The following is a 20,851-nucleotide window of genomic DNA, read 5'->3' on the forward strand; positions in this document are numbered from 1 at the left end:
GCCGCGGGCGATCGCCGTCGAGGTGAGGACGAGGAGGACTCTTGAGAAGTGAGTATGCGACCCCCGGTCGGTTCGGTGCCAAGACCGTCGCCACCGGGACCCGCGGGATGGTGGTCAGCTCGGAGCCGATCGCCGTCGAGGCCGGGGCGGCCGTGCTCCGCGAGGGCGGGAACGCGCTCGATGCGGCGTTGGCGGTGGCGGCGACCCAGCTCGTGACCGAGCCGCACATGACCTCGATCACCGGCGGCATCTCCCTCGTCTATCGAGAGGCGTCCAGTGGGCGGGCGGCGTACCTCTCGGGCAACATCAACGCGCCGCTCGCGGAGCTGCCGGACTTCGGCGGTGCGGACCTCACCCGTGCGCGTGGGGTGCCCGTGCCGGGTTGGTGGCCGGCCTTCGCCGCCGCGCAGGAGCGCTTCGGGACCAAGTCGATCGGGCGCCTGCTCGCCCCGGCGATCGAGGTGGCCCGAGAGGGGTTCGCGGTCTCGCCCTATCTGTACGGGGAGATGTACCACGCCAGACAGAACCTCGGCCGCAACCCGCAGTCGCGCGAGATGTTCTTCCGGGACGGCTCGCTCATCGGACCGGGGCAGGCGCTCGTGCAGGAGCGCGTGGCGCGCACCCTCGAGCGCTTGCGCGACGAGGGCATGGACTACTACCTGGACGACTTCGCGCGCGCTTTCTGCGCGGCGAGCGACTCGGACGGCGGAGTCATCACCGTCGCCGACTTCGAGGCGTACGAGGTCGAGTGGGCCGATCCCGTGCGGGGCACGTACCGCGGGTTCGAGCTGATCGGGTCGGCACCGCCCGACGACGGCGGGCTCCAGCTCGTCGAGGCGTTCAACATCCTCGAGCAGCTCGACCTCGCGGCACTCGGGCCCGCGAGTGCGTCGCCCGAGACGCTCTCCGCGCTGATCGCCGTCCACAACGCGGTCTACTACGCCCCGCCCCGCGAACGCCGGTTCCGTGAGCAGGAGCGCGTGATGGAGGTGCTGCTGTCCAAGGAGTACGCCCGTCAGCGCTTCGCCCTGCTCGACACGCTCGCTGCTCCCGCGGGCGCCGCACCGCCGACCCCGGGGACCATCCATCTCTCGGTCGTCGACGCCGACCACAACGTCGCGACGCTCACACACTCGCACATGGCCTCGCCCTGGGTGAACGGCCTGTACGCCGAGGGATTCCAGCTGGCCGGCGGTGGCTCGTTCTTCCAGCGCGTGATGCCGGAACCGGGCGAGCGGGCGACCATCTATCTCGCGCCGAGCCTGGTGCTCCGCGACGGGGCGCCGGTGATCGCCTCCGGCTCGCCGTCGGTGTCGCTGGTGGCGTGCGTGCTGCAGAACCTCGTCAACCTCATGGACTTCGGCATGACGATCGAGCAGAGCGTCGTCGAACCGCGCTTCGGCGCGCGTCCGCACGATCCGGCCCGCGGGTGGGTCCCGGGCACCACGCTCGAGTCCGGCTTCCCCGACTCGGTCATCGCGGACGTGCAGCGGTGGGCGGGCCGGAACCGACTCTGGACACGCGAGATCGGGCCGTGGAACTCGATGACCGGGAACTTCGACGGCATCACGATCGATCAGGCGACCGGCGAGATGCGTTCGTGCGGCGACCCGCGCCGGATGGGGGTGGCGGTCGCGGCGTGACGCGAGGCCTGACGGGAGATCCCACGTCGGTGCAGTGGCGTGCCACGTCCTCCGATGGGGGGCAGGGCGGGCTCGTCGCCGAGCATAGGCTGACGGAGGCTCGAGCCGGCTGTCGTGGACCAGCGCCGTACGTCTTGCCTCGATAGAGGAGGTCGCCGAGGCAGCGGACAGCCTCGCTGAGGCGTTCATGCACTACCCGTGGATGCGTTATGTCGTTCCGGAGGCCGACTTCACACACCGGTTGCGCCAGCTGCAGCTGCTCTATCTCGGCCACGCTCACGAGCACGGAGTCGTGGGCGTGACCGAACACCTCGCCGGTGTGGTGGCGCTTCTTCCGCCTGATGCCCCCGAACCCGCACCAGAGGTGGTGGAGCAGATTGTGGCGCTGCACGGCGACCGCATCCACTGACTTGCCCAGACCTCGGACTCGCACGAGGACTGGCGTCTCGAGACGCTCGGCGTGCGGCCTCACGCCCGAGGTGTCGCTGCCATGAGCATGGGACCGCTATGAGCCGTTTTCTGCCAGGTTCATGGGACCACCTGGGTTGCCAGTCATGGGACCATCCGGCGCGCCTTGCCGGTGGTCGCCTCGATGGCTCGTTGATCGCTGCTTCAGTGTTGTCGGCGCGGAGGTTCGCGGGCATGGGATTCCGGGAGGTCGATGTGGTTGAGGTCAGGGAAGTGCTGCGGGCTGGCTGGAGGGGGCCGGGCTGCGCACGGTCGCCGAGCGGGCGGGGGTGGACCGCAAGACCGCCCGCCGCTACGTCCAGGCGGCCCAGGCCGCGGGGCGGGGCCGGGAGCGGTCGATGACGCGCTCGTCGGGGCGGTGGTGGCCGCGGTGCGACCGGTGCGCCCGAACGGTCACGGCCCGGCGTGGGAGGCCGCCCTGCTCGCGAGGGAGGAGCAGATCCGGGCCTGGGTGGCCGGTCAGGGCAAGGACCGCCGGGGGTTGTCGATTGTGAAGATCCACGAGCTCCTCGCCCGGCAGGGCTGGGTGGTGCCGTACCGGACGCTGCACCGCTTGGCCATCGTCCGCCGGGCCGGTCGGGCGCCGTCCCGGCGGTGGGCGGCGCGGCCGTCGTGAGAGGATCCGGCAGATGACGGACCAGCCGGCCGACCGGCCTCAGGACCTCACCGCGCCCGACCGGAACCAGGACCGCACCGCCACAGACCCGGCCCCGGACCCCACCGCGCTCGACGAGACCCAGGACCGCACCGCGCCCGACCGGCCCTGGTGGCGCACCGCCGTCGTCTACCAGGTCTACCCGCGCTCCTTCGCGGACTCCGACGGCGACGGCGTGGGCGACCTGCCGGGCGTGCTGAGCCGGCTGGACTACCTGCACGACCTGGGCGTCGACGTCGTCTGGCTCTCCCCGATCTACGCCTCCCCGCAGGCGGACAACGGCTACGACATCTCCGACTACCACGCCATCGACCCCACCTTCGGCACCCTGGAGGACCTCGACGCCCTGGTCGAGGGCCTGCACGCGCGGGGCATGCGGCTGGTCATGGACCTGGTGGTCAACCACACCTCCGACGAGCACCCGTGGTTCGTGGAGTCCGCGGCTGCGCGGGACAGCGCCAAGCGGGACTGGTACTGGTGGCGCTCCCCGCGCCCGGGCTACACCGGTGGGGAGACCGGCGGCGAGCCCACCAACTGGCACTCCTTCTTCTCCGGCTCCACCTGGGCCTGGGACGAGCCGACCGAGGAGTACTACCTGCACCTGTTCGCCCGCAAGCAGCCGGACCTGAACTGGGAGAACCCCAAGGTTCGCCGCGCGGTCTACGACATGATGCGCTGGTGGGTGGCCCGCGGGGTGGACGGGTTCCGGATGGACGTCATCAACCTCATCTCCAAGGACGTCCGGCCGGACGGGTCCCTGCCCGACGGCGTGGTGGGCCCGGACACGGGCGGCGGCCGGTTCGGGGACGGCTCGCCGTTCTACACCAACGGCCCGCGGCTGGAGGAGTTTCTGGCCGAGATGCACCGGGAGGTCCTCGCCGCCGGCAGCCGGGCGGGCGAGGCGCTGCTGACCGTCGGGGAGATGCCCGGCGTGACCCTGGAGCTGGCCCGCTCGGTCACCGACCCGGCGCACCGCGAGCTGGACATGGTCTTCACCTTCGAGCACGTGGGCCTGGACCACGGCCCGACCGGCAAGTGGGGGCTGCAGCCGCTGCACCTGCCCGACCTCAAGGCCAACCTCGCCGCCTGGCAGCAGGGCCTGGCCGAGGCCGGCTGGAACTCCCTGTACTGGAACAACCACGACCAGCCCCGCATCGTCTCCCGGTGGGGCGACGACTCCCCGGCGCACCGCGTCGCCTCGGCCAAGACCCTCGGGACGGTGCTGCACATGCTGCGCGGCACCCCCTACGTCTACCAGGGCGAGGAGCTCGGGATGACGAACGTGGGCTGGGCCCAGATCGGTGACTACCAGGACATCGAGACCCTCAACCACTACAACGAGTCCGTCGCCGGCGGGGCGTCCGACGGGGAGGTGATGGCCGGCATCGGCCCGGTCTCCCGGGACAACGCCCGCACCCCCATGCAGTGGGACAGCTCCCCGAGCGCCGGCTTCACCACCGGCACCCCGTGGCTGGCGGTCAACCCCAACCACGAGGAGATCAACGCCGCCGCGGCGACGGCGGACCCGGCCTCGGTCTTCCACCACTACCGCCGGCTCATCGAGCTGCGGCACACCCTCGACCTCGTCGTCGACGGCCGGTTCGCGCTGCTGCTGCCCGACCACGAGCAGGTCTTCGCCTACACCCGCACCGCCGACCCGGGCACCGGCGCGCCGGGCGAGGTGCTGCTCGTGGTGGCGAACATGTCCAGCGAGCCGGTGGCGGTGGACCTGCCCGGGCACGCGGCCACCCTCGCCGGCACCGTCCTGCTCGGGACGCACGACGACGGCGACCCCGCAGAGGGGGAGCGGGTGCGGCTGGCGCCGTGGGAGTCGCGGGTCTACCTGGGGTGATCGGGGGATCTCGGGTCTGCCCGGGATGAGCTGGGGATCTCGGGTCTACCGGGGATGAGATTGGATGCTGGTGCGGGACAGGGGCGGCGGGCGTGACCGCCACCTGGGCGAAGGTAGTACTACCCGTGCTACCGCGGTAGCATGGGTGGGTGAAGCTGAGCGTGAGCCTGTCCGCCGACGAGGTGGCCTCGCTGGACAAGTACGCCCGGGCCACCGGGCTGAGGTCCCGGTCCGCAGTCGTGCAGCATGCCATCAGGCTGCTGGGCGACCCAGACCTCGAGCAGGACTACGCGGCGGCGTGGGACGAGTGGGAGTCTTCCGGAGAGAGCTCGGCCTGGGACGCCACCGCCGGCGACGGGCTGGTTGATGCGCCGCGGTGAGATCCGCCTGACCGACCTCGATCCGGTCCGTGGTAGCGAGGCGAACAAGCGCCGGCCCGCCGTCATCGTCAGCAACGACCGCGCCAACGCCGTCGCCGAGCGCCTGGGGCGCGGCGTGGTGACCATCGTTCCGATCACCAGCAGCGTTGCGCGGATATACCCGTTCCAGACGCTGCTCCCGGCCGCGGCCACCGGACTGCGGGTGGACTCCAAGGCCCAGGCCGAGCAGATCCGGTCGGTCGCCGTCGAGCGCATCGGACCGGTCGTGGGACGGCTGCCGCCGTCCCGGATGACCGCGCTTGCCGACGCCATCCGCCTGCACCTACAGCTGTAGAACAAGGCGAGCCAGGAGCTCCCAGCCGACACGCCGGTCCCCGGAGGTGCGCTTCCCTCGCTCGCCCACCGGCTTGGTGAGCGACGGCGTGCGGCTGCAGCCAGGATGCCTGCCCGGGACCCGGGGTCGGGCAGGACGGGCCGGACGGGATTCTGCGGCCACGCTTGCGAGGTCGGGGTGCGGGTCGGCAGCTTCGAGCTCGACGGCGGACAGGGACCTTCGTCACCGTGCGCCGGCCCTGCCGCCGTGCCACCGTGAAGGGGTCCGCCGGCCAGCGAGGGAGGGCGGAGCCTTGGGCGGCGCACTGGTCGTGTACGAGTCGATGTTCGGGAACACGCGCGCGGTGGCCGAGGCCGTCGCCACCGGAATGGCGCGGGTGGCGCCCGGCGACGCCGTCGACGTCATCGAGGTCGGCACGGCACCGGCGCTCGCGGCCGTGGACGCGGACCTGCTGGTGATCGGTGCGCCCACGCACGCGTTCGGCCTGAGCCGGCCGACCACCCGCAGCGACGCCGCCGCCCGCACCGGCACCGGCGTCCTCTCGACCACCATCGGCGTGCGGGAGTGGCTGGAACACGCCGGTGCCCCTGCGGCACTGCCTGCCGACGGGGCAACGCCCGCCCGCCGAGGGCTGCCCGCGGCCGTGTTCGACACCCGGGTGCTGCGGCGGAACCTGCCCGGCCACGCCGCCGACGCGATCGCCCGGCGGCTGCGCCAACTGGGCCTCAGCCTCGTCACCGAACCCGCGACGTTCACCGTCGACGGCTACACCGGGCCCCTGCTCCCCGGCGAGCTGGACCGGGCGCGGGCCTGGGGCGAGTACCTGGCCACGCTGCTCCGAGCCTTGCCGCTCCTGCCGGAAGACGCCGGGGCGACGGGCGCACGCGGTCGTACCGAGACTCCCGGTACCGGCCGATCAGCGCCGCGGACCGGCCGACCGGCGTCGGGCACGGGCCCATCGGCACCGGGCTCGCCCCGATAGGCGCGGTCGTCCCGATACGCTAGGTCGTCGCGGCCCAAACCGGCCGCCCGCCCTCGTAGCTCAGGGGATAGAGCACCGCTCTCCTAAAGCGGGTGTCGGCAGTTCGAATCTGCCCGAGGGCACAGCCCCGGCCGCTGCGCCAGGAACCGCGTCAGGGCGCGCCGACGCCACGTTCGGAGCCCCCGGCGCACGGCCCGGAGCGCCGGCGCACCCGCCCCCGCCGGTCCCCAGGGTTGCCGGCGGTCCTCACCCCGTCCTCAGGACGTCCCCAGGGCCGCAGAGCTGTTTGACCGCGGACCAGGCGGGCCGACATGATGTCCGGCGGACGGATCGCGGCGCCCGCCCCCCTGCGTGCCGCGGTCCGTCCGTCCATTTCCGGATCGCCCGGCGGTCCCTCGGCGCGGCGTCCCCGCCGACGGCGCCCGTCCTGCCTACCGTGGTGACGTGACTCCTCCTGCGTTCTTCCCTCGCGGCGGGGCCCGGCGCCACGCGGCGGCGCAGGGCCGCGCCACCCCCGCCACCCTGGACCGCGCGACGGCGGCCGCCCCGCCCGCGCCGGCCGCCCCGGCGGGAGCCACGCCGCCCGCGGGCTGGCGATCCTGGGGATGTTCGTCGCGCACCTGGGCGACGACCCCGGCCGGCCGACCCGGCCCGCGCGGCCGCCGTCGACGCCGCCGTGGCGCGGTGGCGGGCCCGGCTCGTCGAGCTCGGCGGGGCCAGCACGCTCGCCGACATCACCCTCCTCGGCGACGCGGTCATCGACCTCACCGCCGCCCACCCCTCCGGCATCGCCCAGCTCTACGCCGGCCGGACCACCCGGCTCAGCAACCTGGTCCGCGAGCCGGGCGCGCAGATCACCGCCCGCCGGGCCGCCCGCACCGTCCGCGCCCGCACCGACGAGCTCGCCCACCGCTACGGCGTCGTGCCGACCTACCTCGCCATCGGCGTCGCCACCTGGACGGTGCTGCCCGAGGCCCCCGCCCCCGACCCCACCGACACGGGCAACCTCACCCTCGAGGCCTCCGCCGACCCCGCCGGCGCCCACGCCGACCACGCCGCCACCCACCGGGACAGCGCGGCGTCCGCCCCCAGCCCGGACACCTCCGCCGCGGGCATGCCCCCGGTGCCCGACGGCGTGCCCGCCGCTCCCGACGGCGGCGCGGCGCCCACCGGCCCCGTCGACGGCGCCCCGATCCCCACCGACACCGCGGCCGGTGGAACGGTGCCCACCGGCGCCCCGGCCGCCACCGGCGCCCCGGCCGCCACCGCGGCCCCCGCCGGCGACCCGACTCCCGCCCCCACCGACACCCCCGCCCCCACCCGGGTCCGCACCGTCCACGCCCCGGTCCTGCTCCGCGCCGTGCGGCTCGCCACCCACCCGGGCGAGGCCGACTTCGACATCAACCTCGAGCCCGCCATCGAGGTCAACCCCGTCCTGGTCCGGGCGCTGCGCGCGGCCGGGGTCCAGCTCGACGTCGGCGCGGTCGCCCGCGCCGCGGTCACCGCGAACGGCTTCACCCCCCGGCCGGCGCTGGCCCGGCTGGCCGAGATCGGCGCCGAGCACCTGCCCGGCTTCGAGCTGGCCGAGCGGATCGTCGTCGGCCCCTTCGTCCACCCCGGGCAGGTCCTCGTCGACGACCTGGACCACATGGGCCCGTACCTGCCCGGCTCGACCGTCGTCGCCGCCCTGGCCGGGGACGACGGCGCCCGGGCCGAGCTCGACGTCCCCCTGCCCGAGCACGTCCCCACCGACCGCGACCCCGCCGCCGAGCGCGGCGCCGGGGACCTCGACGTCGACCAGGCCCACGCCGTCGACGCGGTGGCCGCCGGCGCGCACGTCTTCCTCGACGCCCCGCCCGGGGCCGACGTGGTCGGCACCGTCGCCGCGGTCCTCGCCGACGCCGCCGCCTCCGGCCGCACCGCCCTGTACGTCCCCGGCACCCGCCGCACCGGCAAGGCCCTGCTCCAGCGGATGGCCGAGCTGGGCCTGGACGAGCTCGTCCTGGACCTGTCCACCGACGCCCGGTGGCGCACCGCCGCCGCGGACCGGCTGCGGGCCGGGCTGACCCCGGCGGACGTGGCCGTCGACGACGACGCCCTGGCGGCCCTGCGCGCCGAGCTCACCACCGTCCGGGGCCGGCTCAGCGACTACATCGCCGGCCTGCACGCCGACCACGAGCCGTGGGGCGTCTCCGCCTACGACGCGCTGCAGGCGCTGGCCCGGCTCACCTCCGCCCGCCCCGCCCCCCGCTCCCGGGTGCGGCTGGACGCCGCCACCCTGCGCGGCCTGGCCGGCGGGCGGGAGGAGGCGCGGGACCGGCTGGTCCGCGCCGCCGCGCTGGGCGCCTTCACCCTGCGCCCGCACGACACCCCCTGGTACGGCGCCAACCTCACCGAGGCCCCGGCCGCCTCCACCGCGCTGGAGCGCACCCAGCGGCTCGGCGAGCTGACCCTGCCCACCCTGCTCCGCCAGGCCGAGCGGGTCACCGCCCAGACCGGCCTGGAGCCGGCCACCACCCTGGCGGCCTGGGGCGAGCAGCTGCGGATGCTCGACGGCGTCGCCGAGGCGCTGGACGTCTTCCTGCCGCAGATCTTCGAGCGCTCCGCCGCCGACATGGTCATCGCCACCGCCACCAGCGCCTGGCGCAAGGAGCACGGCGTCGCCATGAAGGGCGCGGTGCGCCGCCGGCTGCGCAAGCAGGCCAAGGACATGCTCCGCCCCGGCCGCCCGGTCGCCGACCTGCACGCCGAGCTCGTCCGGGTCCAGGAGCAGCGGGAGATCTGGCGCCGCTACGACACCTCCGGCGGGTGGCCCCGGCTGCCGGACGGGATGGCCGAGATCCGGGCCACCGAGGCCGAGGTCCGCGCCGACGTCGAGGCCCTGCAGGAGGTCATCGGCACCGGCGCCGGCCGGCCGGACCTGTTCACCCTGCCGCTGCCCGAGCTCGCCGAGCAGATGAAGGCCCTCGGCCTGGACTCCCCGGCGCTGCGGCTGCTGCCCGAGCGGACCGCCCTGGTCGGGCAGCTGCGGGCCGCCGGCCTGGGGGACCTGGTGGCGGACCTGACCGAGCGGCGGGTGCCCACCGCGCTGGTCGGCGCCGAGCTGGAGCTGGTCTGGTGGAGCTCGGTGCTGGAGCAGATCCTGCGCACCGACCCCGCCCTGGCCGGCTACGACGGGCCCGCGCTGCGGGCGCTCGCGGACCGGTTCCGCGCCCTCGACGCCGACCAGGTGTCCTCCCTCGCCGGCCCGGTGCGCCGCGCCGTCGCCGCCCGCGCCGCCGCCACGGTCCGCGACCACCGCCAGGACGCCGCCCAGCTCTACGACGCCCTCGGGGTGGACCGCGGCGCCAACCTGCGCGAGACCCTGGCCACCTTCCCGCACCTCACCGGCGCGGTCCGGCCGGTGCGGCTGGTCGCGCCGATGCTCGTCGGCCAGCTCATCCCCGAGGGCCCCAGCGTGGACCTGCTCGTCCTCGACGGCGTCCAGCACTTGCCCGTGGAGCAGGCCGTGGCGCTGCTCGCCCGCGCCGGCCAGGTGGTCCTGGTCGGCGACTCCCGCCGCGGCGGGGACGGCCTGGTCGGGGCGCTGGCCCCGCTGCTGCCGGCCGTCCCGCTGCCCACCGACCGGGCCGAACGGGACGAGGGGATCGCCGCCTTCCTCGCGGCCAACGGCTACGGCGGGGTGGTCCGCTCGGTGCCCGCCCCGCCGTCGGCCTCCCGGATGCGGCTGGACCTGGTCGAGGGCCTCGGCATGCCGGCGCCCGGCGCGGCGGCGGTGGAGTCGGTGCAGAGCGAGGTCGACCACGTGGTCGACCTGGTGATCGAGCACGCGCTGAGCCAGCCGGAGAGCTCGCTGGCCGTCGTCGCCGTCAACGCCCGGCACGCCGCTCGGGTCCGGGAGGCGGTGGACGCGGCCGTCGGCGGCAGCCCGGCGGTGGCCCGGTTCTTCGCCCCGGACCAGCCCGAGCCGTTCACGGTCCTGGAGGTCGACGCCGCCGCCGGCCTGCGCCGCGACGTGGTCATCCTCTCGGTCGGCTACGGCAAGACCCCGCACGGGCGGGTGCTGCACACCTTCGGCCCGGTCTCCGGCCCGGACGGCATGGCCTGCCTGGTCGACGCGCTGGACGCGGTGCGCCACCAGCTGGTCCTGGTCAGCTGCATCGGCCCCGGGGAGATCGACCGGGAGCGGGTCAGCCAGCCCGGCCCGCGGCTGCTCGCCGACCTCATCGACCAGGCCGCCACCGGCACGCTCCCGACGGCGGCCGGCACCGCGGCGCCGGAGGAGAAGCCCGACCAGCTCCTCGTCGACCTCGCCGAGCGGCTCTGGCGCCTCGGCCTGACCGTGGTGCCGCGCTACGGCCTGCCCGGCGGGGTGCGGATCCCGCTGGCGATCGGGCACCCCGAGCTGCCCGGGGAGCTGCTGGTCGCCGTGCTGACCGACGACGCGGAGTACGTCGTCGAGCCGAGCCTGCGCCGCCGGGACCGGCACTGGGTCGAGCGCCTGATCGATCGCGGGTGGCGGGTGCGGATGGCCTTCTCGACAGCCGTGTTCATGGACCCCCAGGCCGAGGCCGAGGCGATTCTGGCCGAGGTGCTGGAGGTGCTCGCCGAGCGGCGCGCGGCGCAGGAGGCGGCCCAGGCCCAGGCCGCGCGCCAGCTCGCCCTGCCGCACACCTATGCCGACGACGACGGCGCCGAGGGCGCCGGGACGGCCGGGTCCGCCGGTCGTCCCACCGACGACACCGGCGACGGCGGCCCAGCTGCCGCCGTCGGTGGCGGCGAGAGCGCCCGGAGCGCCGACGAGAGTGTCGCCAGCGGCGACGCGGACGGGGACGCCGACGGCGCCGGCGAGGCGCAGCGGCGGCCCGTCCCGGTGCGCGAGCGCGGGCCGCGCCCGCCGGTGGTCCGCGGGCTGCCGCTGGCCGCCTACAGCGACGACCAGCTCGACGACCTGCTCGCCTGGATCGTCTCCGACGGCGCCGACCGGGACGACGCCGCGCTGGTCGAGGAGCTGCGCAGCGAGCTCGGCCTGCTCCGCCGGGGCGCCCAGGTCGACGCGGTGCTCGGGCACGTGGTGCGCCGGCGCCCGCGATGACCGGCGCGCCCGGGGCTCTCGGCGGACCGGACGAGCCGCCCGGGACGCCTGCCGGCACGGATGACCCGCCCGGGCCCGCGGGGACCGGCGACCCGATCGCGAAACCCGCCGGCTCAGGCGACCTTCCCAGGCCTGGGGTGGTCCGCGGGCGCGGCGCGCGCCGCCGCCACCGGCGGGTCGTCGCTCTCTCCGAGGTCGACCGGCGCCGGCTGGACAGCGGCGAGATCGCCTCGGCTGAGGAGGCCCTGCACGGCGGCGACGCCGCCCCGGACGAACGCGACGCACCGGCAGCCGCGCGCGGCCCTAACGACGACCGGCTGCTGCGGGACGTCCCGCCGCACTGGGGACGCCGGTAGCCGCGCCGCCAGGGCGCCGCTACCTGGGCCGACTCCGGCCCGGTGCCCCCGCCGGTGCCACTCTGGTGCCCGCGCGCCGGCGGCCGCGCCGCCGCTGACCCGGCGGCCGGGCCGCCCGGCTCAGCGCGCCTGGTCCGTGCCCCGCTGGGCGGCGAGCAGGTCCCGGATCTCGGTGAGCACCCGCACGTCCTCGGCCGGCGCCGCCGGCTCGGCGTCGGCCACCCGGCGGCGGGCGGCCAGCCGGTTCATCGGGACGACCACGAGGAAGTACACCGCGGCGGCCACCAGCAGGAAGTTCACCAGCGCCGTGACCACCGCGCCGGGCTGGACCACCGCGCCGCCGACCGTGAACTGCAGCACGTGGTCGAAGTTGGGCTTGCCCACCAGCCCGGCGACGAGCGGGTTGAGGAACCGGTCCACCACCGCCGTCACCACCGAGCCGAACGCCGCCCCGACGACGACGCCGACCGCCAGGTCCACGGCGTTGCCCCGGGAGACGAACTCCTTGAAGCCCTGCAGCATGCCCACTCCCTCGTCCTCGTGCTCGCCCCGCCGCCCGGCTCGCGCCGTCGGCCGGGTGCGGCCAACCTCCTGCTGGCCGCGCCAGGCCGGGTCTCGGCGCGAGGCTCACGCGTCCGGCGGCAGGTGTCCCGCGCGGCCCCACGGCTGGTGTCAGCCCTCCAGGAGGACCCGCAGCGGCGCCCACGCGCTCGACCCGACGAGCAGGGTAGCGACGGACGGCGGCGCGGCGACGTAGACGACCGTGGCCTGCCCGCCGCCGGCGTCGAGTAGGCCGCTGCCGGCTTCGCTCTCCCGCACGGCGAGCACGACGACGTCGCGGGCCACGATCTCCGCCGGGCCGCTCGTCCCGGCGGCGTCCGAGGCGGCGGCGACGAGGCTGACCCGATGGCCGGGCTGGGCGAGCGCCGCAGAGCCGGCGTCGGCCACCGGCACCGGGACGACGACGGTCCCGGCCGGGGCGCCGTCGGCCAGCCCCGGGCCGGTGAGCATGGCCGGGAGCAGCGGGGTGCCGGCGGGCAGCCCGACGGCGAGGGCCTGGCCGGTCGCGGCGTCCGGGTCGGTCAGCACGCCGGCGGGCAGGGCCCGGGCCGCCACCGAGACGACCTCGACGTCGGCGGCGCCGAGGACGGCACCCGCCGCGGCGTCGTCGGCCAGGACGAGGACCGCCTGCCCGGCCGGGGCCGGTGGCGCCAGCGTGGTGACTGTGATGGTGGCCGCCAGGCCGAGGCAGCCGGCGACGAGCAGGTGGCGCCAGCGCCACAGGGCCCGCCGCAGCCGGGCCGGCGCGGACCGGGAGGGCGGAGGCGGTGTCCGGCGGCTGCGCATAGCGGCACGTTATGGACGCGGAAGGCGCCGGGGGCGACGGCGGCCGGGCCGTGTGGAGGGGCGGTCAGTCGCCGGTGCGGTGGGGACGGCAGGGAACGGCCAGGCGTGCGGCGGTGCGGACGGCAGGATCGCGTGGCGGTGATGGCCGGCAGCCTCGGTCCTGCACTCTCGTGGGCCGGCCTTCTCGCCTACGTTCTTCGGTTCGACGCGCCGTTCCGCATCATTGGACTGGCTGAGCTCGTCGACGCCGCTCGAGAGCTCGCCGACCGGCTCACCGGAAGCAACAGGCGCTCCGGAGCAGAAAATGCGTGCCACATGCCCGAGATCTGCTCCGGAGACGACTCGCGCGACTGAAATGCACTCCGGAGACGGCTGACGCTGGCACTCGACGCGGCTGGAGCTTGCTCCGCCGATCCCGCGGATCCTCACGAGTGCCTATTGTCGGGGCGAGCAACGGGTATCGTGCCGGGCTGTGAGTACGGGAGTCTGGATTGACCAGATCGGTATCGACCTCGACGCCGGAACGCAGCAGGTCGACGAGGCGATCGTCGTCATGCACAGCGCCTTCGTGGAGTACGGCCACCAGGGACAGGCGTCCGGCGCCATGGTCGAGACTGCCGACTCGCTGCGTGCCGAGCTCAGCACCGGTACTCGCCTGGGGCTCGCCCGGATCGGTGGTCAGGCAGTCGCGATGGTCAAGTACCGGACCGCGGATGGCGGCACGCTGTATTTCGGCCGCCTCGCGGTCTCGCCCGAGGCGCGCGGGCGGGGTCTGGCTTCCGCGCTCGTGCGGGCGCTGCGTGGGGCTGCCCGGGACATGGGTCTGGGCGGGTTGTCGTGCAGCGTCCGCGCTGCCGAGACCCGAAACATCATGATCTACGAGCACCTCGGCATGGCGATCATCGGCCGTGAAGATCGGCGAAGCCTGACCGGTGCTGTCATTCCCGTCGTTCTCATGCGCGACGTATGAGATCCGCTCCGGAGACTGACCGCGACGGAGATCTACTTCGGAGGCGAAGGTTGGTCAGGCTGCGCGAACGCTTCCTGCCGCTATCGAGCTAGTATGCGTCCGGCCCACTTTCAAGCGCTCGTAGACCTCATGTCAGGACCTACCGCTCGGACGCTCGGGACGTCAAGGGCAGCCGAGCCAAGGCCGGCGACGGCCGGTGTACGGGCAGCGAAACCGCCCGAGACCGGTCAGTCAGCCGCGGCGGAGGAGGCCGGCTTGGTGGAGCTGCTCTTCGCAGCCCCCGCGGAGCCGTTCGAGCCCGACGTCGCCGAGGTGCTGGCGCCCGCCGGCTCCTTGGCGCCGGAGGAGGAGGTGCTCGCCGCCGGCTCCTTCGCTGACGAGGAGGACCCCGAGCCCGAGCTCGCGCGGGAGTCGGTGCGGTAGAAGCCCGAGCCCTTGAAGACCACGCCCACCGAGGAGAAGAGCTTGCGCAAGGCACCGCCGCACTCCGGGCAGACGGTCAGCGCGGCGTCGGTGAAGGACTGCTTGGCCTCGAGCTCGTTGCCGCAGACGGTGCACCGGTAGGCATAGGTGGGCACGCGAACCTCCCTTGGGATACGGGCAGATGCTGGCACTCCGCCCCAACGAGTGCCAATCGTACTCCGGTGTGCGCGCCCCCGGGCTGTGAGCAGGGGCACCGATAGGCTGCCGATGTGCAACGGATGTCAGCGTCCCGGAAGGTGGTGATCGGTCTCGTCGCCGTCCTGGTGCTGGTGCTCGTCGCCGCCACCGCGCTCGTCGGGGTGCTGGTGCGGCGCCCGCTGCCGGAGCACGGCGGGACGGTCTCCCTCGAGGGCCTGGACGCCGAGGTGGAGGTGCTCCGGGACGAGCGCGGGGTGGCGCAGATCTACGCGAGCACCGATGCCGACCTCATGCGCGCGCAGGGGTACGTCCACGCCCAGGATCGGTTCTTCGAGATGGACTACCGTCGGCACGCCACCGCCGGCCGACTCTCCGAGCTGGTCGGCCAGAACGAGGCCGCGATGGGCGCCGACCTGGTCGTGCGCACCCTCGGCTGGCGGCGGGTGGCCGAGCAGGAGTGGGAGATGCTCGGCGAGGAGGCCCGCGACCTCTACTCGGCCTACGCCGACGGCGTCAACGCCTACCTCCGCTCCCGGGAGGCCTCCGAGCTCGGCCTGGAGTACACCGTGCTGGGCCTGACCACCACGCTGGCGCCGGTCGAGCCGTGGGACCCGGTGGACTCCCTCGCCTGGCTCAAGGCGATGGCGTGGGACCTGCGCAGCAACTTCGAGGACGAGCTCGGCCGCGCCGCCGCGCTGCGGCCGGTGGGCGGGGACCTCGCCCGGGTCCAGCAGCTCTACCCCGGCTACTCCGCCGACGTCACCACCCCGATCCTGCCCGACGGCACCGACCCGGCGCGGCGGCCTCCCGTCGACGCCCCGGCGGCGTCGGCCCCCGGGCAGAGCGCGGAGACGACGGTGGCCGCGCACCCGACCGGGGAGACGGCGGCGTCCGGGAACCCCACCCGCGACGACCAGGCACCCAGCACCACCGACGACCCCGTGCCGCCCGCCGCCACCGCCGCGCTCGCCCGCAGCGCCAAGGCACTCGACGCGGTGCCCCAGCTGCTCGGCACCGGCGACGGGATCGGCTCGAACTCCTTCGTCGTCTCCGGGGACCACACCCTCTCCGGCGCCCCGCTCCTCGCCAACGACCCGCACCTGAACCTGCAGACCCCGAACCTGTGGTACCAGGTGGGGCTGCACTGCGTGGAGCTCTCCGCCGACTGCACCTTCGACGTCGCCGGCGTCAGCTTCGCCGGGCTGCCCGGCGTCGTCATCGGACACAACGCCGACCTGGCCTGGGGGCTGACCAACCTCGGCGCCGACGTCACCGACCTCACCCTGGAGCGGCTCTACGAGGACGGCACCTACCTGCGCGACGGCGCCCGGCTGCCGCTGGAGGAGCGCCGGGAGACGATCGAGGTCAACGGCGGCTCGCCGCGGGTGATCACCGTGGCCACCACCGCGCACGGCCCGATCATCTCCGAGGTCCTCACCGACTCCGCGGTCGCCGGCACGGTCCCGGTGCCCGAGGGCGCCCCGCCGGCCGGGTTCTCCGGCTACGGCGTGGCGCTGCAGTGGACCGCCCTGCTCCCCGGGCGCACCGGGGAGGCGATCTTCGCGATCAACCGGGCCCGGGACGCGGCGGACATCGCCGCGGCCGCCGCCCTGTTCGAGGTGCCCAGCCAGAACATCGTCTTCGCCACCACCGACGGCGACATCGGCTACCAGGCCCCGGGCAAGGTCCCGGTCCGGGCCCAGGTGCCGGACGCCGTCGTCCCCGCCGACGGCTCCTGGCCCCGGCCGGGGTGGGACTCCCGGTTCGACTGGCAGGGATTCGTGGACCCGGCCGACATGCCGGCCGCGGTCAACCCGCCCGAGGGCTTCATCGTGGCCGCGAACCAGCCGGTCGCCCCGCCCGGGTCGGGGCCGTTCCTCACCACCGACTGGGACGCCGGCTACCGGGCCCAGCGCATCCGCACCCTCATCGAGGAGCAGATCGCCGAGGACCGGCCCTTCGACGTCGCCGGGATGAACGCGATCATGCTCGACGACGTCAGCCCGTTCGGGCCCGCGCTCGTCCCGGCCCTGCTCAGCGTCGACGTCGACAGCGACTTCGTCGCCGAGGCCGTGGACCAGCTGCGCACCTGGTCCGCCGAGGGGTTCCCGACCGCCACCGGCTCGGCCGGCGCGGCCTACTTCAACGCCGTGTGGGCCAACCTCCTGGCCCTCACCTTCGCCGACGACCTGCCCACCTCCCAGACGCCCGACGGCGGCGGGCGGTGGCTGCGGGTGGTCACCGACCTGCTCGAGGAGCCCGAGAACCCCTGGTGGGACGACCGCACCACGGTCAACGTCGTCGAGGGCCGGGACGAGATCTTGCGCCAGGCGATGGTCACCGCCCGCCAGCAGCTGACGAACACCCTCGGCAAGGACCCGGCCGGCTGGCAGTGGGGCCAGCTGCACCAGTTCCGGGCCGAGCACCTCGTCCTCGGCGGGGAGGGTGTGCCCGGGCCGGTGCGCCGCCTCGTCAACCCCGCCCCGCTGCCGGTGCCGGGCGGGAGCTCGGTGGTCAACGCCACCGGCTACGACGCCGCCGCCCGGGACGCCGGGGACCGGGTCAGCTTCACCGTCACCTCCGGGCCCTCGGTGCGCCTCGTCGCGGACCTGGCCGACCTGGACGCCTCGACCTGGGTGCTCAGCTCGGGCACCTCCGGGCACCCGGGGTCGCGGCACTACACCGACCAGATCCGGTCCTGGGCCGAGGGGGAGACTTACCCGTGGCCGTTCACCCGGGAGGCGGTGGAGGAGGCGGAGGTCGACACGCTGACGCTGCGGCCGGAGTAGCGGGCCCGGTCAGCGCCGGCTGCGCAGCGGCGGGACGGGCGCCGAGCGGGCGGCCAGCACCTCGCTCTGGAACGTCGAGCCCGCCAGCAGGAACCACTCCTCTGGCGTGATCACCGCGTCGACCGGACGGTCGTGCTCGACGGCGGGCAGCAGCCGGTCGGCGATGAGCTCCTCGGCGTAGATCATCGCGAACACCGTCACCCCGGGCCGCACGTGCGCGAGCACCCGGTCGTACCACCCGCCGCCCTGCCCCAGCCGGGTGCCCACCGCGTCGACGGCGAGGGCGGGGGCCAGCACCGCGTCGGCCTCCGCGATCGCTTCGGTCGGGAAGACCTCCCCGGACGGCTCGGGCGGCCGGCCCGGCGCCCGGACCTGCAGGTCCGCCGCGTCGCGGTACTCCGCCCAGGTCCGGCTCAGGCCCGGGCCGAGCACGGGCAGCAGCACCCGGACGCCCCGGTCCTGCAGCGCCTGCAGCGTCGGCAACGAGCTCGGCTCGTCCTTCCGGGAGACGTAGGCGGCCACGCACCTGGCGTCCCCGACGGCCTCGAGGGCGTGGACGGCGAGCCGCTCGCCGGCGGCGGCCCGCTCGGCGTCGCTCCGCCGCGAGCGAGCCCGCCGGACAGCCGCCCGGAGCTCCTGCTTCGCGTCCTCCACCTCGTACCCCGCCGTTGGGGGCAAGGCGACCTGCGCGCGGTGCATACCGGCCAGTCTCGCAGGTGCCACCCCCCGGGGCGACCGGTTCGGCCGGCGGGATCCGTCCTCGCACCGGCGGGGAGGCGGCGGACCGGGCGCGCGCCGCCGTCGCACGGGCGGGGAGGTGGCGGACCGGGCGCGCGCCGCCGTCGCACGCCCGGGGGCGGCACGGCCGCCGGCCGCCGTCGCCTGCCGGCAGCAGCGGGGGCGCCACGGCCACCGACCGGCGGATAACCTCGGGCCATGGCAGCCGAAGAAGACCCCACCCCCGCCGGCCGCGAGCACGAGGTTCCTGGCCCCGACCGTGCGCCGGCCGGACCCACCCCTGGCGGCGGCCAGGCCCGTGCGGCGACCGGCACCGGCACCGAGCGGCCCGACCCCGCCCGGGCGGTCGGCGGCCCCGTCCGCAAGGCCGTCGTGCCGGTCGCCGGGCTGGGCACCCGGTTCGTCCCCGCCACCAAGGCGATCCCCAAGGAGATGCTGCCGGTGGTGGACAAGCCGGCCATCCAGTACGTCGTGGAGGAGGTCGCCGCCGCCGGGCTGCGCGACGTCCTGCTCATCACCGGCCGCGGGAAGAGCGCCATCGAGGACCACTTCGACGCCGCCCCCGAGCTGGAGTCCGCGCTGGCGGCCAAGGACGACGGCGACCGGCTGGCCGTCGTGCAGGCCCCCACCGGCCTCGCCCACGTCCACTCCGTGCGGCAGGGCGAGCCGAAGGGCCTGGGGCACGCCGTGCTGCAGGCCCGCGACCACGTCGCCGGCGAGCCGTTCGCGGTGCTGCTCGGCGACGACCTCATCGACGCCCGCGACCGGCTGCTCACCGACATGATCGCCGTGCGCGAGCACGTGGGCGGCTCCGTCGTCGCCCTGCTCGAGGTGGACCCGGCGCAGATCAACCTCTACGGGGCCGCCGCCGTCGAGCCCGCCCCGGGCGCCGCCGTCGGCGACCTGGACGCGGCCGACGTGGCCAGGGTGACCGAGCTGGTGGAGAAGCCCGCGCCGGAGGAGGCGCCCTCGAACCTGGCCGTCATCGGTCGCTACGTCCTGGACCCGGCGGTCTTCGACGTGCTGGAGCGGACCGAGCCGGGGCGGGGCGGGGAGATCCAGCTCACCGACGCCCTGCAGACCCTGGCCCGGATGGACCCGGCCGACGGCGGTGGGGTGCACGGCGTCGTCTTCCGTGGCCGGCGCTACGACACCGGGGACAAGCTGGACTACCTCAAGGCGGTGGTGCGCCTGGCCGTCGACCGGGAGGACCTCGGCCCGGACTTCTCCGCCTGGCTGGAGCAGTACGTGGCCGGGCGGCGGGTCGAGCTCGGCTCGGACCCGTCCGGCACCGGCCCCGCCGGCCCGGCGCCCTCCGCCCCGCCGGCGCCCGCCCCGGTGCCGCCCGGCCCGGTGGCGCCGGGCTCGTCGGCACCCGCCCCGGTACCGCCCGCCCCGAGCGCCCGGTGAGGAGCGTCCAGGAGCACCTGGCGGCCTGCCTGGCCGCGGTCGGCCAGCTGCCGCCGCTGGACGTCGCCCTGCCGGACGCCGTCGGCTGCATCCTCGCCGAGGACGTGGTCGCCGACGCCGACCTGCCGGTGACCGACCTGGCCGGCCTGGACGGGTACGCCGTGCGCGCCGCCGACGTCGCCGCCGCCGGCCCCGCCGCCCCGGTCACCCTGCGGGTGACCGACGAGGTCCGCGCCGGCGCCGCCGCCCGGCTCCGGCTGGTGGCCGGCACCGCGGTGCGGATCGCCTCCGGGGCGCCGCTGCCGGTCGGCGCGGACGCCGTCGTCCCGGGCGAGCAGACCGACCTCGGGACCGCGCAGGTGGCCGTGCGCACGGCCGCGGCCGCCGGGGAGAACGTGCGGCGGCAGGCGGAGGACCTGCGCGCCGGGGAGGTGGTCCTGCCCGCCGGGGTGCGGGTGGGCGCCCGCCAGGTGGCCCTGCTCGCCGCCGTCGGCCGTGGCCGGGTCGACGTCCACCCCCGGCCGCGGGTGGTCATCCTCTCCATCGGCGAGGAGCTGGTCGAGCCCGGCCGGCCGGCCGCCCCCGGCCAGGTCTACGACGCCAACAGCCACGCCCTGGCCACCGCCGTCCAGGACGCCGGCGCCACCACCTTCCGGGTCGCCGCCGTGCCCGACGAGCACCGGGCGCTGCGCGAGACCCTGGAGGACCAGCTCGTCCGGGCCGACCTCGTGCTGACCACCGGGGGCCTGAGCTACGGCGCCAACGACACCGTCAAGGAGGTCCTCGCCCCGCTCGGCACCGTCCGGTTCGACAACGTGGCCATGTGGCCCGGCCGCCAGCTCGGGGTGGGCCACGTGGGCGAGGGCACCCCGCTGTTCGCGCTGCCCGGGGACCCGGTGGCGGTGCAGGTCGCGTTCGAGGCGTTCGTCCGGCCGGCGCTGCGGGCGATGGCCGGCTACGGCGAGCTGTACCGCCCCTCCGTCGAGGCCGCCGTCAGCCACGGCTGGTACTCCCCGGCCGGGCGGCGGGAGTTCGTCCGGGCCCGGGTCACCGGCGCCCCGGCCGAGGGCTACCGGGCCGAGCCGGCCGGCCCGCCGGCCGGCCTGCTGCTCTCCGCCCTGGCCCGCGCCAACGCCCTCGCCGTGGTGCCCGAGGGTGTCACCGACGTCCGCGCCGGGGACCGGCTGCACTGCCTGCTGCTGGAGTCCTGA

At 75.5% G+C, this 20,851-nt stretch carries 18 protein-coding genes and 1 tRNA gene; 15 read left to right on the plus strand and 4 right to left on the minus strand.

All coding sequences use genetic code 11. From position 1 onward, the window contains the following. Positions 1 to 41 precede the first annotated feature (41 nt). The 10 genes from MF406_RS04010 to MF406_RS04055 all read left to right on the plus strand — a co-directional run bounded on the left by MF406_RS04010 (position 42) and on the right by MF406_RS04055 (position 11,765). Entirely contained in the window at positions 42 to 1,643 is a 1,602-nt protein-coding gene (locus MF406_RS04010) for a gamma-glutamyltransferase (protein ID WP_242896717.1), read from the plus strand. Positions 1,644 to 1,830: 187 nt separating this feature from the next. Further along, positions 1,831 to 2,052: a hypothetical protein gene (locus MF406_RS04015; RefSeq protein WP_242896719.1), complete on the plus strand. Its 222-nt coding sequence runs from the start codon at positions 1,831 to 1,833 to the stop codon at positions 2,050 to 2,052. A gap of 438 nt (positions 2,053 to 2,490) precedes the next feature. After that, on the plus strand, positions 2,491 to 2,727 hold the full coding sequence (locus tag MF406_RS04020; RefSeq protein WP_242896721.1) for a hypothetical protein: 237 nt from the start codon (positions 2,491 to 2,493) through the stop codon (positions 2,725 to 2,727). Positions 2,728 to 2,740: 13 nt separating this feature from the next. Next, on the plus strand, positions 2,741 to 4,618 hold the full coding sequence (locus tag MF406_RS04025; RefSeq protein WP_242896723.1) for an alpha-glucosidase: 1,878 nt from the start codon (positions 2,741 to 2,743) through the stop codon (positions 4,616 to 4,618). 149 nt (positions 4,619 to 4,767) lie between these two features. Next, the gene (locus MF406_RS04030; RefSeq protein WP_242896725.1) at positions 4,768 to 4,998 is read left to right on the plus strand and encodes a ribbon-helix-helix domain-containing protein; all 231 of its coding nucleotides are present in this window, start codon (positions 4,768 to 4,770) and stop codon (positions 4,996 to 4,998) included. After that, a complete protein-coding gene (locus tag MF406_RS04035; RefSeq protein ID WP_305852987.1) occupies positions 4,985 to 5,332 on the plus strand; it encodes a type II toxin-antitoxin system PemK/MazF family toxin in 348 nt (115 codons plus the stop codon). The genes MF406_RS04030 and MF406_RS04035 overlap by 14 nt, the downstream gene beginning before the upstream one ends. A gap of 292 nt (positions 5,333 to 5,624) precedes the next feature. Continuing rightward, complete coding sequence (locus MF406_RS04040; RefSeq protein WP_242896728.1) at positions 5,625 to 6,314, plus strand: flavodoxin/nitric oxide synthase; 690 nt, start codon at positions 5,625 to 5,627, stop codon at positions 6,312 to 6,314. 49 nt (positions 6,315 to 6,363) lie between these two features. Continuing rightward, positions 6,364 to 6,436 (plus strand) — tRNA-Arg (locus MF406_RS04045). Between the two features lie 554 nt (positions 6,437 to 6,990). After that, positions 6,991 to 11,409 (plus strand): hypothetical protein, encoded by a 4,419-nt coding sequence (locus MF406_RS04050; protein ID WP_242896730.1) that lies wholly within the window; start codon positions 6,991 to 6,993, stop codon positions 11,407 to 11,409. A 137-nt stretch (positions 11,410 to 11,546) separates the two neighbouring features. Beyond that, positions 11,547 to 11,765 (plus strand): hypothetical protein, encoded by a 219-nt coding sequence (locus MF406_RS04055; protein ID WP_242896732.1) that lies wholly within the window; start codon positions 11,547 to 11,549, stop codon positions 11,763 to 11,765. A gap of 120 nt (positions 11,766 to 11,885) precedes the next feature. Here MF406_RS04055 and mscL read toward each other — a convergent pair whose 3' ends face one another. After that, positions 11,886 to 12,287, minus strand: a complete 402-nt coding sequence (gene mscL / locus MF406_RS04060) for a large conductance mechanosensitive channel protein MscL (RefSeq protein ID WP_242896733.1) — start codon at positions 12,285 to 12,287, stop codon at positions 11,886 to 11,888. 150 nt (positions 12,288 to 12,437) lie between these two features. Beyond that, positions 12,438 to 13,112, minus strand: a complete 675-nt coding sequence (locus MF406_RS04065; protein WP_242896735.1) for an SAF domain-containing protein — start codon at positions 13,110 to 13,112, stop codon at positions 12,438 to 12,440. 132 nt (positions 13,113 to 13,244) lie between these two features. Here MF406_RS04065 and MF406_RS04070 point away from each other — a divergent pair, with 132 nt between their 5' ends. After that, a complete protein-coding gene (locus MF406_RS04070; protein ID WP_242896737.1) occupies positions 13,245 to 13,466 on the plus strand; it encodes a hypothetical protein in 222 nt (73 codons plus the stop codon). 118 nt (positions 13,467 to 13,584) lie between these two features. Then, a complete protein-coding gene (locus tag MF406_RS04075) occupies positions 13,585 to 14,082 on the plus strand; it encodes an N-acetyltransferase (protein WP_242896739.1) in 498 nt (165 codons plus the stop codon). Positions 14,083 to 14,309: 227 nt separating this feature from the next. On the opposite strand, the gene MF406_RS04080 is transcribed toward MF406_RS04075, so the two are convergent. After that, complete coding sequence (locus tag MF406_RS04080) at positions 14,310 to 14,660, minus strand: FmdB family zinc ribbon protein (RefSeq protein ID WP_242896741.1); 351 nt, start codon at positions 14,658 to 14,660, stop codon at positions 14,310 to 14,312. 123 nt (positions 14,661 to 14,783) lie between these two features. On the opposite strand from MF406_RS04080, the gene MF406_RS04085 reads away from it, so the two are divergent. Then, positions 14,784 to 17,492 carry a penicillin acylase family protein gene (locus MF406_RS04085; protein ID WP_242896742.1) on the plus strand — a complete coding sequence of 903 codons (2,709 nt, stop codon included), beginning with the start codon at positions 14,784 to 14,786 and terminating at the stop codon, positions 17,490 to 17,492. Between the two features lie 9 nt (positions 17,493 to 17,501). Here MF406_RS04085 and MF406_RS04090 read toward each other — a convergent pair whose 3' ends face one another. Then, positions 17,502 to 18,191: a 5-formyltetrahydrofolate cyclo-ligase gene (locus tag MF406_RS04090; RefSeq protein ID WP_242896743.1), complete on the minus strand. Its 690-nt coding sequence runs from the start codon at positions 18,189 to 18,191 to the stop codon at positions 17,502 to 17,504. Between the two features lie 237 nt (positions 18,192 to 18,428). Here MF406_RS04090 and MF406_RS04095 point away from each other — a divergent pair, with 237 nt between their 5' ends. Both MF406_RS04095 and glp read left to right on the plus strand, forming a co-directional pair. Then, positions 18,429 to 19,640: a UTP--glucose-1-phosphate uridylyltransferase gene (locus MF406_RS04095; protein WP_371744591.1), complete on the plus strand. Its 1,212-nt coding sequence runs from the start codon at positions 18,429 to 18,431 to the stop codon at positions 19,638 to 19,640. After that, complete coding sequence (gene glp, locus MF406_RS04100; RefSeq protein ID WP_242896744.1) at positions 19,637 to 20,851, plus strand: gephyrin-like molybdotransferase Glp; 1,215 nt, start codon at positions 19,637 to 19,639, stop codon at positions 20,849 to 20,851. Before MF406_RS04095 ends, glp begins: the two co-directional genes overlap by 4 nt.

Origin of the sequence: Georgenia sp. TF02-10, from assembly GCF_022759505.1 — a bacterium.
Classification (GTDB): Bacteria; Actinomycetota; Actinomycetes; order Actinomycetales; family Actinomycetaceae; genus TF02-10.